This is a genomic window from Dolichospermum circinale AWQC131C (genome assembly GCF_000426905.1).
Classification (GTDB): domain Bacteria; phylum Cyanobacteriota; class Cyanobacteriia; order Cyanobacteriales; family Nostocaceae; genus Dolichospermum; species Dolichospermum circinale.
In genome coordinates this window covers 100,940-115,209 of sequence record NZ_KE384633.1, presented here as the reverse complement: position 1 = coordinate 115,209, position 14,270 = coordinate 100,940, and the positions used below count along the sequence as shown (strand labels likewise).

The following is a 14,270-nucleotide window of genomic DNA, read 5'->3' as shown; positions in this document are numbered from 1 at the left end:
TATTATTATTTATTAATAAATATTAATAAATATTAAATACAAGAAACTATCTCAGTGTTCATGTTCACAACAAGATTTTTCCTTGACATTTGGAACAGGATCATAACCTCCTGGATGAAAAGGATGACAGCGTAAAATCCGCATAATAGCCATCCAACTACCTCGAAACACCCCAAACCGTTCAATTGCTTGAATCGCATACATAGAACAAGTCGGTTGAAAGCGACAAGTGGGGGGAAACAGAGGAGAAATAAATAAACGATAACCTTGAATGAGCCAAATCAATAACATTTTCATACCCAAATCTAATAAAGTAGGATTAAAGTGAAAAATACCCCTATTTGACATTGTTTAACACATTTCTCGGCTTGGAAACCATTTCTCCATTATCGCTGCAAATTGCCCCCGCTGCGGTTTGGGTGGGATTAATTATCTGCATTGCTTGGGTAGTATATCGTTTTACTGATAGTGAAACGGAAATCATTCGTAAAATCGTGCATATTGGCATGGGTAACGTGATTTTAATTGCTTGGTGGTTAGATATTCCTGCTTATGTGGGAATTACTGCTTCAGTTTTGGCGAGTATTATCACCTTGTTATCCTATAAATTCCCCATTTTTCCTGGTATTAATAGCGTCGGTCGTCATAGTTTAGGAACATTTTTCTATGCTGTGAGTATTGGGGTTTTAGTGGGTATTTTTTGGCATTTACATCAACCTGAATACGCCGTTTTAGGGATTATGATTATGGCTTGGGGAGATGGATTAGCTGCTTTAATTGGTAAACGTTTTGGCAAACATCAATACATATTTTTCGGTTCTCAAAAAAGCTGGGAAGGTTCTTTAACAGTGACTTTAATTAGTTATTTGATTTGTGTAACTATTTTACTTGTTACTCAAGGTAATATTTGGCAAACTTGGATAGTTTCTTTAATAGTTGCCTTAGTAGCTACGATTTTAGAAGCATTTTCTTTTTGGGGAATAGATAATTTAACCGTTCCTGTCGGTAGTGCTACTTGTGGTTATCTGTTAGTTCAGATACTCTTTAATTACTGAATAATTGCTGGTATAGGCAAATATCTAAAAGTATAGAGATTAAATTTTGTCTTGAGAGAAAAACCAAAGTAAATTCCTATCATCATATTTTTCTATGAAAACAAAAAATTAAACAATAAAAATTATGAATTATGAAGATATTAGAAAAGAAAATTAATGTATTAACAATGTATTAGCTAACACTATTTTAGTGATAAAAAACTATTTTGTCTCTACTTTTAGAAGTTATTTTGTCTCTACTTATAGAGGTAAATTTGCAAACATTACTTTCTACCCTTAGATTTATGAAATATTAGCCAACAATGCTTATAGTTGAGTTGTTAGGTAATAAAACACTTAATCACATAGGTGAGGCTAATAATCGTGTCAAATAAAATGTTAACCGTCTTATCAGATCAAGAACAAGAGTTACTAACCGGTGGTGCAGATTTTTCTCTAAACTCAAGTGCTTTTGGTAACAGACGTTCAGGCACATTGGGTGAAAGCAATTCTAATCTTCAAGGTAGTACAGTCAAAGGTGGAGGTCTAAATAATACCACCGTTACCGCGTCAACAGGTGCAGTAGGTATAACTGCACCCGTTGCACCTGCTGTTCCCGCTGTACCGGTTGTCACTCTTCCTTCATAGATTTCGATAATAAAAACAAATTAGGATTCCAGAGTTATTTTACCATTTTCTCTTTTGCCAAACCCAATTCATATCACCAGTTGAATTTGGGAGAATAGCATTAGTGAATTAGTTTCTGGAATCTTTATTTATGGAAAATTTATGCAATTCAACTATTGATTTATAACTAAAGGTGTAATACCGTGAATTATTCCCATAACTTAAATGAATCAAATTCTGATCATCTCCATATTTTAGAAGCTAATGAGTTTCTTCCCCATATCGGTAAATGGATTCATATCGGTGGGGGAGTGATGATTAGTATGTTTGTAGTTGCTGCAAGTCTTACCTCCATTCTTTATTATAACGTCACGGTTAAAGTTCCTGCAACTATCCGACCATTGGGAGAATTACGGTTAGTTGAATCAGCAATGACGGGAACTATTAAAAGAATTGCTGTCAAAGAAAATCAGGTAGTAAATAAAGGAGAAATAATTGCTTATATTGATGACTCCCAACTGCAATCTCAAAAAAGACAACTGCAAAATACTTTTGAGAAAAGTCAATTACAACTTATTCAAATTGATGCTCAAATTAATCAAATCAATACTCAAATAATTGCTCAAACTAACTTAAATAACCGGACTATTATAGCTACACAAGCTGAATTAACTGGAACTCAACGTAACTATAAAGATCAACAAATTAAAGCCATTGCAGAAATGACACAAGCTAAAATAACTATAAATTTAGCCAAGGAACAATTAGAAAGATTAAAAAAAGAAAAGGTATTAATAGCAACGGTACAAGAAGCAGAAGCAGCATTAAAACTGGCTATCTTACAGAGAAATCGCTTGCAGAATATAGCTGAATCGGGAGCAATATCTCAGAATCTAGTCGAGGAAAAAGAACAAGCCGTTAAATCGGCTCAATCAAAATTAGAACAAGCTAAATTTAGTGCTAAAAATCTCCAAGAAGAAAAAGAACAAGCTGTTAAATTAGCACAAATAAACCTACAAAAAGCAAAAAGTGCCGTCAATCCCAGTCATGCCATAGTAACAGTAGCATCGGAAAGAATTAAACAAGAAAAGTCCAAAGGTGAAGCTAATTTAGCAGCATTAAAAAAAGAAAGAGAAACCTTGTTTCAACAACGTTTAGAACTACAAAAACAACAAATTCGCACCCGTCAAGAACTACAACAATTAGAAAATGAGTTGAATAAAAGTGTGATTCGCTCTCCAACTAATGGTACACTTATGCAACTTAAACTCCGCAACCCTGGACAGGTTGTACAACTCAGTGAAGCTATCGCTCAAATTTCTCCTGTAGATGCTCCTTTAATTATCAAAGCTCACGTTCCTGCTAAAGATATTGACAAAGTCAAAACCGGTCAAGCAGTGCAAATGCAGGTTTCCGCTTGTCCCTATCCTGACTATGGAACTCTCAAAGGAACTGTCAAAACTGTTGGAGCAGATGTTTTAGCAACCACACAAAATAATCCGAATAATTCAATTATTAGTACACCCCAATTAGCTACTTATGAAATTAATATTGAACCAGAAAGTCTATTTTTAGGAAAAGGTAATCATTTATGTAATCTCAAATCTGGTATGGAAGGACACGCTGATATTATTTCTCGTCGGGAAACTGTACTCCAATTCATCCTGAGAAAAAGCAAGTTAATTACTAATTCATAGGTGAAAATGTAGGTTGGGTTAAGGGATAGCGCAACCCAACATCAGCTTTTTAAAATTGGGTTTTCTCACGTCAACCCAACCTACTAAAATACTCTTAATAATTATTTTCAATATGCTCAATACTTTTAAAAATCATCAAGATTATCAGTGTACTTTACAGTTAAGTGAAGAAGACTGTGGAGCAGCTTGTTTAGTTTCTATTAGCAAGCATTATGGACATTTTTTAAGTATGATTAAAAGTCGGGAAGCTGTTGGTACTGGACAATTAGGAACAACATTATTAGGTTTAAAAAGAGGCTCAGAAAATCTCGGTTTTAATGCTAGAGCAGTTAAAGCTTCTCCAGAAATTATAGACAGAATTACAGAAATTACATTACCCGCAATTATCCATTGGCAAGGTTATCATTGGGTTGTTTTATATGGTAAAAAAGGAAAAAAATACGTTATTGCCGATCCTGCGGTGGGAATCCGTTATTTGACAAAAGAAGAACTAACTGCTGCCTGGAACGGTGTAATGCTCTTATTAGAGCCAGATCCAGATCGTTTTTCTGACCAACCCCAAGAAGAATCAAAAGATGGAATAACGCGCTTTTTTCGTCGCATTTTACCCTATCGTGGTTTACTAACTCAGGTTTTAATGATTAATATTGTCCTGGGTTTACTAGCTTTAGGAACTCCGGTTTTGATTCAATTATTAACAGATGATGTTCTCGTTCGTGGAGATGTACAATTACTTACTGTTGTCGTTTCTGCTGTTGTCGTTATGAGTTTATTTAGTGGTGGTTTACAAGTATTCCAAGCTTTAATGATTTCTCATTTTGGACAAAGATTACAATTAGGTTTAGTCTTAGAATTTGGTCGTAAACTTCTGCAATTACCTTTAAATTATTATGAATCCCGTCGCAGTGGTGAAATTACTAGCAGACTCCGAGATATTGGCGAAATTAACCAATTAGTATCACAAATTGTGATTGTTTTACCTAGTCAGTTTTTTATCGCTATAATTTCTCTTGGCTTAATGTTATTTTATAGCTGGCAATTAACAATAGCTGCTTTATTAGTTGCTGGCTTAATGACTTTATCTACTTTACCTTTCTTGCCTATTTTGCAACAAAAAACCCGCAGTCTCTTAGTTTTAGGAGCAGAAAATCAAGGTGTTTTAGTAGAAACATTTAAAGGCGCACAAGTAATTAAAACTACCAATGCTGCTCCTCAATTTTGGGATGAATTTCAAAGTCGTTTTGGTCGTCTAGCTAATCTTACCTTTAGTACAGTACAAATAGCAATTATCAACGGTACTCTTGCTAGAATTATATCTACAATTGGTGGCGTTCTCTTACTAGGATTTGGCAGTATTTTGGTAATTAGAGGAAATTTAAGCATCGGTCAAATGTTAGCTTTTAATGCTTTAGAAGTAAATGTTTTAACTTTAATTAATTCATTAGTTAGCTTTGTGGATGAATATTTTCGCTCTCAAACCGCAGTTTCTCGATTATTAGAAGTTATTGATGCCACACCAGAAGTAGTAGGAGGAAGTCAAAAACCAATTGTACAAATTTCCAGCAATGCCGATATTAGTTGTGCAAATCTTAAATTTCATCACCCCGGAAGAGTTGATTTATTAGATGATTTTTCTATTCAGATTCCGGGAGGAAAAACAATTGCTTTAATTGGTAAATCAGGTTGTGGTAAAAGCACTTTAGCTAAATTATTATCTGGTTTATATGTCCCAGATTCTGGTAATATTCGCATCGGTTTTTTAAATATCCAAGATATTGCTTTAGATTGTTACCGACAACAGGTAGTTTATGTTCCCCAAGAGCCTCATTTTTGGAGTCGTTCTATTTTAGAAAACTTCCGTTTAGGCACACCTAATATTTCTTTTGAAGAGGTAGTTCAAGCTTGTGATATTGCTGATGCAGATGGTTTTATTAGTCAATTACCTAATAAATATCAAACCGTTTTAGGAGAATTTGGTGCAAATCTTTCTGGTGGCCAAAGACAAAGATTAGCGATCGCTCGCGGCATTCTCACAAATCCACCTATACTAATTTTAGATGAAGCTACCGCCGGATTAGACCCTATGAGTGAAGCTAATGTTTTAGATCGTCTTTTGGAATATCGCGCAGGTAAAACCACAATTTTAATTACCCATCGTCCTAGTGTCATTCATCGCGCTAATTGGATTGTTCTTATCGAAAAAGGTCAAGTAAAAATTCAAGGAACTGCTGATACTTTCTTATCAAAACCTGGCGAACATTTGCAGTTTTTAACTGCATAAATTAAGGCGTAAATTAATATTTTCTTAATATTTTTTAAGCTTTTATCGCGCTACTTAACCAAAATTACTTACTTATGTAGGGACAAATAATATGTCTAAAAATACTCAATTTAATCATCCTCAATTATTCAGATATCTTTCTGATGCAGAACAAGAATCTCTAATTGGTGGGCAAATATCTCCCCAATTAGGTGTATTAGTTGAAGGTAATTCATTTTTCCAAAAAACTGATATTGAAAATGAAGGTAAAAATGATTTAAAACTTGCTTCAGGTGATTCTAGTTCACAAACCACCAAATATAAATTATCCCAAGTCACTATGGTGCTTTCGTTAACATTTGGGTTACTAACAATTAGTTCTAGTGGTGATAAATTGAGCAATTTATTACCCGGTTTTCTAAATAATTTATTTTCCTAAAATAGCTAGATTTAATTAAATTAAAACATTTTCTTGTAGAGACAGGTTGATTTCCTGCTCTACATTTTCTGCTGTTTGAGTTGATAATTAACTTCTTTGAAGATAAAAAAATAGAGTATATAATTATGTACTGTTAATTAGATAAATAAAATAAACAAACATGAGTTAAAAGAGAGAGATTTATCTAAATAGATATATAACCTAAGAGTAATTTAAAATTACAGAACTTTATAACCAGAGGATCATTTATTTCCCATAATAAATAGTTATAAAAGAAGCATAGGTGTTATTCACCTATTCATAAATTGAGGCTAAGAATCATGTCATATCAAAACATTAAATCTGATTTACTTGTGGAGTTATCCACAGAAGAACAACAGCTTTTATCTGGAGGATGGGGACACCATTGGGAGCATCATCCTCATCGTCGGCGCAGAGGGGGACAAAGGCAAAAAAATACTCAGATCGTTAACTTAATCCTTCCTCCAGACCGCAGATACGAGGGTGATTACGGCGGTGGTGATCAGGGCGATGGTGATTACGGTGGTGGTGATCGCAGGGATAATGAATATGGTAATATAAATTACCAGTAGTTACTTTGAAACTTTGGCATTAGTCAAGAGAGGAGAAAAGTTACTAAATAAATATAGGAATCCGGTTTGATTCTGTGAATTTTCGGTTGAGTTAGGGAACAGGGAACTCTTAACTGGGAACAGGGAAGAAGGATTTCAGTATGTACCGAGTTCTGTTCAAAAATCAAATAGGAGTCCTATAGCAATCAAGTCTGGTCATTATGGTTTATGTCTTAATCTTGATGGCTACAGCTATACTTTCACCACTATCTATTTCTTGAAAAATTTCAGATCCTTAATTGAGGCATATAATTATGTCAAACCAAAACATCACAACTGATTTACTTATAGAACTATCCTCAGAAGAACAACAACTTTTATCTGGAGGATGTGATAATTACGAACCTTTACGTCGACGACGTGGTGGAATAAGACAGAAAGTAGAAAATAATCCAGTGTTCAGTCCAGTGATCAATATATATCCTTCTGAAACACGACCTGCCGATGATTCTGATATTAGTCAAAGTTCTTCAGATAGTCAAGACAAGACCTAATATTGCTAATCAGGTAGTCTCTTAGTTTAAACTCTGAAATGATTCAAAATAGGGGAAAACTTAGGTAATTCATTCAAAATAAGTCAAGTTTTGAGAATATTTAGGTATTCTCATTTTTTCTTTTCAGAGATTTAATTAAAAGTGCTGAAGATGGAAAAGTAACTGCTGTTTGTAGTAGTTACTTTTTTCTTTATTCTTACTTTTGTTGGAGTAACTTATTCCCCTATGAGATTATAATTCATACTTTTATTTTTTAAATTTATAACTTCAGGACAAGTAAATTTTCTCAAAATACCCAAAAATAGATTTACAAATAGAAGATAGATAAGTCAAAAGATACAAATTATAATTATTATTTTCTAACTAAAGCATCATTAATTTTATCAAAAATACCTTTATAAAATAAAAGTAGGTACACGATCCATAGCTGAATTGAGGTTAACAATTATTATGTTAAATCAAAGTGTTGCATCTGATTTAGTGGTAGATTTATCCGTAGAAGAACAGCAACTTCTATCTGGAGGTCATGGATATCATGGATATCATGGAGGTCATAGAGATTATGGATGTCATAGAAGTCATGGAGATCGCTATTGGTGGTAAATAAAATAACTTGGTATAAAACCAAGTTATTTGTCAAAAATAGATAGAGATTAATGTTGTTCACCAATCCAATCAAGTAAAATACCATTAACTAACTCAGGAGATTCATCTTGAGGACAATGGCCTACACCTTCTAAAGGAATAAACTTTTGGACCTGGGGAAAATTGGCTAACTCTCTACCTAAATTAATAGGTTCCCAAGGGTCAGCCGTTCCCCATAAAATAATTACTGGACAAGATATTATAGGTAATAAATCCTCCGGTAAAGGACCACTGGAATAAGCAGTAAAAGCTAAAAATACAGCCGCAGCCCCAGGATCTTTTGCCGGTGTCATTAAAATATCTACTAACTCATCTGTTACTGTTTCCCTCTGAGCATAAGCTTGTAAAAGAATATTTTTAACTGTTTTTGGTTGAGCTAACTGACTGAAAAAGAAATTACCTACCGATTCAATCGCTAAAAAGTTTTGTAAAATTGGCGCACCAAAACGTTTTATCCAAGGTAAACTTAGACGTTTACGATCATGCAATAATCGCAAAGAACAGTTAAGCAAAGCAGTTCCCAGAGCCATATCTGGGTTAATTACCGCCGCTTGCATAGCGACAATACAACCGATAGAATTACCGATGAAAAAAGCTGGTTCACCAATGACCTCCCGGCAAAAATCAGCTACCTGTTGTCCCCAGGTTTCTAATGTGTAGGTAATTTTTTCCCCCGGTTTAGGTTTAGCTGAACCACCAAAGCCGATTAAATCAATGGCATAAACCCGACAGGTTACAGCTAAAGCGGGAATATTTTTGCGCCAATGTAACCAGGAAGCACCAAAACCATGAATCAGGATAATAGCAGGTCCTGTAGTTCCTTGGGTTTGGTAACAAATGGGGAAACCTTGCCAAAGCCAGGTTTTTGGGGAAGTAAGTCCGTTTGTAGAAATTGTCATAGAAAATGTAGATTTAGATCAGGGACAAGGTAACTAGAGACAGATAGCCACTGTACTGCTATCTTAAATTGGAGGCAATTGCAACTTTTTTGATAAAGCGGAACTTCATGGGAACGAATTACCGACGGGTTTTACTTAAACTGAGCGGTGAAGCCTTAATGGGCAACCTGGGCTATGGCATTGACCCGGAAGTGGTCGAGGAAATAGCCAAGGAAATAGGAGAGGTGATAGCCACCGGTGTTCAGATCGCCATCGTTGTTGGTGGTGGTAATATTTTTAGAGGTGTTAAAGCCGCGTCAGCCGGTATGGATCGGGCTACTGCCGATTATATCGGCATGATTGCCACAGTCATGAACGCCATGACCCTGCAAGATTCCCTAGAACGAATGGGAATACAGACAAGGGTTCAAACCGCCATTGCTATGCAAGAACTAGCAGAACCATATATTCGACGACGTGCTATCCGTCATTTAGAAAAAGGTCGGGTGGTAATTTTTGGGGCTGGTTCAGGTAATCCCTTTTTTACCACAGATACCACTGCGGCTTTAAGAGCAGCAGAAATCGAAGCAGAAGTGATTTTCAAAGCCACCAAAGTGGACGGAATTTACGATGCTGACCCTAAATTGTATCCTGATGCCAAGCGTTTTACTACTCTTACCTACGCCCACGTTTTGGCTAAAGATTTGCGAGTCATGGATAGTACCGCAATTGCCCTATGTAAAGAAAATAATCTCCCCATTTTAGTATTTGACTTAACGGTGCGAGGTAATATCCACCGGGCAGTTATGGGAGAATCTATTGGCACCCTTGTGGGAGGTTCTTGTGAAATTAGCTGAAGCTGAAAGTACAATGCAGAAAACCGTTGAATCTACTCAACGGGCTTTTAATACAATTCGCACTGGTCGCGCCAATGCGAGTTTGTTAGATAAAGTACAGGTCGAGTATTACGGTACACCAACATCCTTAAAATCACTGGCAAACATTAGCACACCTGATGCTTCCACTATCCTGATTCAGCCCTACGATAAGAACAGCTTGAATATTGTTGAAAAAGCCATTTCTCTGTCAGATGTGGGTATAACTCCCAGCAATGACGGTAGTGTGATCCGGTTGAATATTCCCCCGTTAACAACTGACCGCCGTAAAGAATTTGTCAAACTTGCGGGTAAATACGCGGAAGAAGGTCGTGTAGCAATTCGTAATATCCGCCGGGATGCTATTGATTCCATTCGCAAACAGGAAAAAAACGCTGAAATTCCTGAAGATGAAGCACGGGATCAACAAGACAAACTCCAAAAACTAACCAACAAGTATACTGCCAAAATAGACGAACTGCTGGCAGAAAAGGAAAAGGACATCTCAACCGTTTAAGAGGATCTTTTAAAAGTTAATGGCGAATATAATTCGCTACTATATAACTAAAGTCCTACTTGAGTCTGATTGAGGAAAAATCAAGGTTTGTAAACCCACCATAAAGTGGGTTTTTCCGTATAAACGCGGTTTATAACCCAATTGCTAGGTATTAATTTAAGAATTTTATCTTCATCCCCTCAGTTGGTAAGAGGTGAGAAGTTAAAAGCTGTTACCCATTTAAAATTGATCTAAAGTTGTGGTGTGGGCATCTTGCCCGCTAGAATCATACAAATTAAATATAGTGCAGCTTATATTCATTAAAAATTTATAAAAGATCATAATCCCTCATATATACTGGAAAATAAACTAATTAAAATCAGATTAAAAAATTAGCCATCATGTACGACTGCATAATTGTCGGGGCTGGACCTGCCGGTGGCACAGCCGCTTACCATCTAGCTAAAAAGGGTCGCTCAGTGTTAGTCCTAGAAAAGGAATCCTTACCTAGATATAAGCCTTGTGGTGGTGGTGTCTCACCAGTAATTGCTCAATGGTTCGACTTTGACTTTAACCCCGCAATTTCCGCCAAAGTAGACTCTTTGAGCTTTACCTGGAAATTAGGTGATCCCGTGGAAGCAAAAATAGATATTAAAGAACCCGTATGGATGGTACGCAGGGAAATTTTTGACCACTTCTTAATCCAACAAGCTCAACAGCAAGGGGCTGAACTACAAGATAATACAGAAGTCACAGGTATTGAATTTAAAAACGATTCTTGGCAAGTGACCACAGCTACAGGAATAGTCACGGGTCGTTATCTTATCGCCGCCGACGGTGCAAAGGGTCCAATGGCTAAATGGCTCGGTTTTAAAGACCGTAAACGCCGTCTAGCTGGCGCATTAGAGGCTGAAATTCCCGCAACCGTTGAAAAGAAAACCACAATTCACTTTGAATTTGGTTTAATCAAAAACGGCTATATCTGGAATTTTCCCAAAGATGACGGTTATTCCATCGGTGTTGGTACATTTATCGGTGGTGAACCCCAAGACTTTAAGAAAATTTTAGATGAATACGCTCAATTTTTTAATGTAGATGTCAAAAATAGTAAACAATACGGTCATCCTTTGTGTATTTGGGATGGTAATCAAAAGCTACACACCCAAAACGCAGTTTTAGCAGGAGAAGCAGCTTGTGTAGTTGACCCTTTTACCGCTGAAGGTATTCGTCCCTCTATTTTTAGCGGTGTCTTAGCAGCAGGATTTATTCACGATGCTTTAAGTGGTGATGCCAACGCTTTAGCAAATTATACCGATGCCATTAACGAACAATGGGGAACTGATATGGCTTGGGCGCAAAAATTAGCAGGAGCATTTTATCGCTTCCCCGGTATTGGTTATAAAGTCGGTGTCAAACGCCCCTCCGGCGCTCAGATTATGGGTAAAATCCTCTGTGGTGAATTGCGCTATGGTGATGTCGCTGGTCGTGCCTTGAAGCGATTAATTCCTGGTTTTGGTTGATGTAGTAGGGGCAGGGGAGCAGGGGTTTGAAACAGAAAACAGTCAACCGTTAAGGAACTTGAGATTTTTACATCACATCGTTTTCACGTTTAGCAATTTCCTGCTGAGAAAGTAATTTTTTCGCAACTCTTACAGGTAGATGTTCAGCATTATTACGATTATTAATAGGAGTTACTAAACGCAAACTATATAATTCTTCCCCTGCTGTTTCTGAAGTTTCTTTATCTATGATTAAATAAACTTGATCTGGATAACTCTGTAATAATCTTACCTGTAAACATCCTTTTAAATCTCTTGCACTTTGGGATAAAGGACTATCATCTCCAAATAATTCTACAGCCGCTTTCCAACTATGATTTAAAGCAACAATTTCATTAACTAATGTTTCTATTGATGGGTTTTTAAAAATATCTTTCATGGTGATTTATATGGTTATAATGATGATTGTTTGGCTTCTAATTCTAATCTTTCAATTTCATTTAACCATCTTCTTTGATCTCGTTTTCTCCTTTCTAGTTGATTTTCAGAAGGTTCTGGTAAACCATATTGAAAATTATATCGCAGTTTCGTTTGTTCATAATGTCTAGTTTTATCTCTTATCAGAATAGGTTTATTTGATGTTGCTGATGATGGACTAGTATACTTGATAGAAATAACAATAAATTCTCTAGTTCCTTCATTGGGGATAATATTATATTTGACTCTTAATAATTTTTCACAAGACCATTGCCAAAAATAAGCGTGATCATGTTTTTCACTACCTAATTTTCTAATCTTTTTTACTGATAATGCTTGAGAACTAAATAAAACACTTTCTATATAATCATTTTGAGGAAATAATCTAGTTTCACTACCTTTACCTCTGAAAAATTCCACAATAAAACCATTTTCTCCTAAATCAAAAATACATATTTCTGTTTCATCGCTACCATCATCTTCTAATATTTGAATATCTTGATCTAGTCTAATATCATTATTGATGATATCACAGGAACGACTAGGAAGTAAAATTTTGAGTCTGACAAAACTATTACTATAATTAGACCAAAAACTTTGACGATTTTTTAACTGCTTTTGTTCTGTTGTACTAAGTGAGATTTTATCAATAATTAAATCTACTAAGTTAGAAAAGTCTTGATAATTAACTGCACCGATCCAAATTCTTAATTTCTGTCTAGCTTGACTGGATAATTTTGATTGTTTACTAGAATTAGTAAAGTTATTTTTTAGCCAATTAACCAACTCAGGAAAATTACCAACTATGGACGTAGAAAGATGATTTAAGATATATTCCACTGAGGTAATTTGGGTCGTTTCTTCCATTTCATCAAAACAACGTAATAACCAATTAACTTTATCCAATGTAATTGGATGTAGAACTTTAGTAAAATAAGGTGATATTTCCAAAACATAATCTTTGAAAATAGGAATATTTGGTAATACATTATTTATTTTTTTTAATAATTCATTGCGAGTTAAATTTTGTTCACAGGTAATTTTTACCAGTTCTCTTTTTGTTTGATCTGTTCCTAAAGTAACTAAAATTTTAATAACTAGATTATTCTGTACAGAAATTGAGTTACTCCAGGTGTAAAAACTATTAACTAAATCGGATATGATCACATTTTTTTGACCATTAAAAAACCAAGCTAAACGACGAACTAAGGTAAAATATAACCATTCGTTATTTAACGATATATGCCAAATTTTTAAAGATAATTGTTTTCTGTCTAATGCTGGTAAAATTTCCCAAACTTGATCATTATCAATACACCATATCCATTCTATAAAACTAATTTCTTCAACTCTATTTTGATCAATTTTTTCTTTCAATGCTAATATAGATAGATTAATATTACTGGGTTTCTGTTGTGCTGCTAGAGCAATTAATCTATGAGGTTGATGATCTGGTGGAATAATTTCATGGAGATTTTTATTAATCATAAGTTTCTTTTTTTTGGTCTATTTTTTTGGTGTGTTTAAATTACCTAAGTCTTGTCCTTTAAATTGAATACGAAATACTACTTTTCTATCTGTTGGTAAATCTCCTATTTTAGCATCATTTTCACCTCTTCCTACTACCATAATTTTTCTTTCTAACTGTGATTTATGAGTTTTATTAGAAAATGGCATTTGATATAATGTATATTTAGCAACTTGCCACGCTCTCATTAAACTTAATTCCATGTTGATATCATTGTCACCATAAGCGCTAGTATGACCTTCAATAATCACTCTTTCAACTTGATCTTTAACTTTGGGAGTTTCAAAAATTACTTTGCTATAAATGGGGATTAATTTTTGTAATGTTTTTTCACCTTGAGGATTTAATTTAGAACTATTAGTATCAAATAATATGCTATCTCTCAAGCTAATATCTCCGGTATTAGGGTCAACTTTCACTTGAATGTTATTAGCTTTTAATTCTCTTTGTAACTCATCTATGAATGTTACTTTAATATATTTTTGGGCTTCATTTAGTTGAATTAAAGCAGTAATAAAAAGCAAAGCGAAAAACATTAATAAACCTGACATTAAATCACCAATAGAAAGATAAGTTGCGGAACTTTCTTCATCTTGATCATCGTGATTTTTGTTGAAGTTGAGATCATTAAACATGGGATAATTTACCTGTTGATGTTGATTTTTGGTAATTTACTTTGAGGTTAGGAA

16 protein-coding genes are annotated in these 14,270 nt (G+C 34.9%); 11 read left to right on the top strand and 5 right to left on the bottom strand.

From position 1 onward, the window contains the following. Positions 1–51: 51 nt before the first annotated feature. Positions 52–297, bottom strand: a complete 246-nt coding sequence (yidD, locus tag ACIR131C_RS0117085) for a membrane protein insertion efficiency factor YidD (RefSeq protein ID WP_028091185.1) — start codon at positions 295–297, stop codon at positions 52–54. A gap of 50 nt (positions 298–347) precedes the next feature. On the opposite strand from yidD, the gene ACIR131C_RS0117080 reads away from it, so the two are divergent. The 8 genes from ACIR131C_RS0117080 to ACIR131C_RS25715 all read left to right on the top strand — a co-directional run bounded on the left by ACIR131C_RS0117080 (position 348) and on the right by ACIR131C_RS25715 (position 7,786). Then, positions 348–1,055, top strand: a complete 708-nt coding sequence (locus ACIR131C_RS0117080; RefSeq protein ID WP_051347602.1) for a diacylglycerol/polyprenol kinase family protein — start codon at positions 348–350, stop codon at positions 1,053–1,055. Positions 1,056–1,418: 363 nt separating this feature from the next. Further along, a complete protein-coding gene (locus ACIR131C_RS23100) occupies positions 1,419–1,682 on the top strand; it encodes a CTB family bacteriocin (RefSeq protein WP_155963168.1) in 264 nt (87 codons plus the stop codon). A 182-nt stretch (positions 1,683–1,864) separates the two neighbouring features. Continuing rightward, positions 1,865–3,358, top strand: a complete 1,494-nt coding sequence (locus ACIR131C_RS0117070; protein ID WP_028091183.1) for a beta-barrel domain-containing protein — start codon at positions 1,865–1,867, stop codon at positions 3,356–3,358. A 112-nt stretch (positions 3,359–3,470) separates the two neighbouring features. Further along, the gene (locus ACIR131C_RS0117065) at positions 3,471–5,639 is read left to right on the top strand and encodes a peptidase domain-containing ABC transporter (protein WP_028091182.1); all 2,169 of its coding nucleotides are present in this window, start codon (positions 3,471–3,473) and stop codon (positions 5,637–5,639) included. Positions 5,640–5,730: 91 nt separating this feature from the next. Beyond that, entirely contained in the window at positions 5,731–6,057 is a 327-nt protein-coding gene (locus ACIR131C_RS0117060) for a hypothetical protein (RefSeq protein WP_028091181.1), read from the top strand. 320 nt (positions 6,058–6,377) lie between these two features. After that, positions 6,378–6,650 carry a hypothetical protein gene (locus tag ACIR131C_RS0117055; RefSeq protein ID WP_028091180.1) on the top strand — a complete coding sequence of 91 codons (273 nt, stop codon included), beginning with the start codon at positions 6,378–6,380 and terminating at the stop codon, positions 6,648–6,650. Between the two features lie 293 nt (positions 6,651–6,943). Then, on the top strand, positions 6,944–7,183 hold the full coding sequence (locus ACIR131C_RS0117050) for a hypothetical protein (RefSeq protein ID WP_028091179.1): 240 nt from the start codon (positions 6,944–6,946) through the stop codon (positions 7,181–7,183). Positions 7,184–7,633: 450 nt separating this feature from the next. Beyond that, positions 7,634–7,786: a hypothetical protein gene (locus tag ACIR131C_RS25715; RefSeq protein ID WP_155963166.1), complete on the top strand. Its 153-nt coding sequence runs from the start codon at positions 7,634–7,636 to the stop codon at positions 7,784–7,786. A gap of 50 nt (positions 7,787–7,836) precedes the next feature. Here ACIR131C_RS25715 and ACIR131C_RS0117040 read toward each other — a convergent pair whose 3' ends face one another. Further along, complete coding sequence (locus tag ACIR131C_RS0117040; RefSeq protein WP_028091178.1) at positions 7,837–8,727, bottom strand: alpha/beta fold hydrolase; 891 nt, start codon at positions 8,725–8,727, stop codon at positions 7,837–7,839. Between the two features lie 107 nt (positions 8,728–8,834). Here ACIR131C_RS0117040 and pyrH point away from each other — a divergent pair, with 107 nt between their 5' ends. The 3 genes from pyrH to ACIR131C_RS0117025 all read left to right on the top strand — a co-directional run bounded on the left by pyrH (position 8,835) and on the right by ACIR131C_RS0117025 (position 11,597). Then, on the top strand, positions 8,835–9,563 hold the full coding sequence (gene pyrH / locus ACIR131C_RS0117035; RefSeq protein WP_028084177.1) for a UMP kinase: 729 nt from the start codon (positions 8,835–8,837) through the stop codon (positions 9,561–9,563). Next, complete coding sequence (gene frr / locus ACIR131C_RS0117030) at positions 9,550–10,098, top strand: ribosome recycling factor (RefSeq protein ID WP_028091177.1); 549 nt, start codon at positions 9,550–9,552, stop codon at positions 10,096–10,098. The genes pyrH and frr overlap by 14 nt, the downstream gene beginning before the upstream one ends. Positions 10,099–10,478: 380 nt before the next feature. Next, on the top strand, positions 10,479–11,597 hold the full coding sequence (locus ACIR131C_RS0117025; protein WP_028091176.1) for a geranylgeranyl reductase family protein: 1,119 nt from the start codon (positions 10,479–10,481) through the stop codon (positions 11,595–11,597). Between the two features lie 67 nt (positions 11,598–11,664). Here ACIR131C_RS0117025 and ACIR131C_RS0117020 read toward each other — a convergent pair whose 3' ends face one another. From ACIR131C_RS0117020 to ACIR131C_RS0117010, 3 genes are read right to left on the bottom strand one after another with little or no spacing between them, the layout of a single operon-like run. Beyond that, the gene (locus ACIR131C_RS0117020; RefSeq protein WP_028091175.1) at positions 11,665–12,015 is read right to left on the bottom strand and encodes a hypothetical protein; all 351 of its coding nucleotides are present in this window, start codon (positions 12,013–12,015) and stop codon (positions 11,665–11,667) included. A 14-nt stretch (positions 12,016–12,029) separates the two neighbouring features. Next, positions 12,030–13,541, bottom strand: coding sequence for an EH signature domain-containing protein (locus ACIR131C_RS24775; RefSeq protein ID WP_071604970.1), 1,512 nt, complete (start codon positions 13,539–13,541; stop codon positions 12,030–12,032). Between the two features lie 18 nt (positions 13,542–13,559). Further along, positions 13,560–14,216 carry an OmpA/MotB family protein gene (locus ACIR131C_RS0117010; RefSeq protein WP_028091174.1) on the bottom strand — a complete coding sequence of 219 codons (657 nt, stop codon included), beginning with the start codon at positions 14,214–14,216 and terminating at the stop codon, positions 13,560–13,562. Positions 14,217–14,270: the final 54 nt, after the last annotated feature.

Bases quoted from the DNA above. Each gene is read 5' to 3' on its own strand.
- ACIR131C_RS0117020 (WP_028091175.1), bottom strand. From the start codon at position 12,015: ATGAAAGATATTTTTAAAAACCCATCAATAGAAACATTAGTTAATGAA.
- ACIR131C_RS0117040 (WP_028091178.1), bottom strand. From the start codon at position 8,727: ATGACAATTTCTACAAACGGACTTACTTCCCCAAAAACCTGGCTTTGG.
- pyrH (WP_028084177.1), top strand. From the start codon at position 8,835: ATGGGAACGAATTACCGACGGGTTTTACTTAAACTGAGCGGTGAAGCC.
- yidD (WP_028091185.1), bottom strand. From the start codon at position 297: ATGAAAATGTTATTGATTTGGCTCATTCAAGGTTATCGTTTATTTATT.
- ACIR131C_RS25715 (WP_155963166.1), top strand. From the start codon at position 7,634: ATGTTAAATCAAAGTGTTGCATCTGATTTAGTGGTAGATTTATCCGTA.
- ACIR131C_RS0117025 (WP_028091176.1), top strand. From the start codon at position 10,479: ATGTACGACTGCATAATTGTCGGGGCTGGACCTGCCGGTGGCACAGCC.
- ACIR131C_RS24775 (WP_071604970.1), bottom strand. From the start codon at position 13,541: ATGATTAATAAAAATCTCCATGAAATTATTCCACCAGATCATCAACCT.
- ACIR131C_RS0117050 (WP_028091179.1), top strand. From the start codon at position 6,944: ATGTCAAACCAAAACATCACAACTGATTTACTTATAGAACTATCCTCA.
- ACIR131C_RS0117055 (WP_028091180.1), top strand. From the start codon at position 6,378: ATGTCATATCAAAACATTAAATCTGATTTACTTGTGGAGTTATCCACA.
- ACIR131C_RS0117060 (WP_028091181.1), top strand. From the start codon at position 5,731: ATGTCTAAAAATACTCAATTTAATCATCCTCAATTATTCAGATATCTT.
- ACIR131C_RS0117010 (WP_028091174.1), bottom strand. From the start codon at position 14,216: ATGTTTAATGATCTCAACTTCAACAAAAATCACGATGATCAAGATGAA.
- ACIR131C_RS0117065 (WP_028091182.1), top strand. From the start codon at position 3,471: ATGCTCAATACTTTTAAAAATCATCAAGATTATCAGTGTACTTTACAG.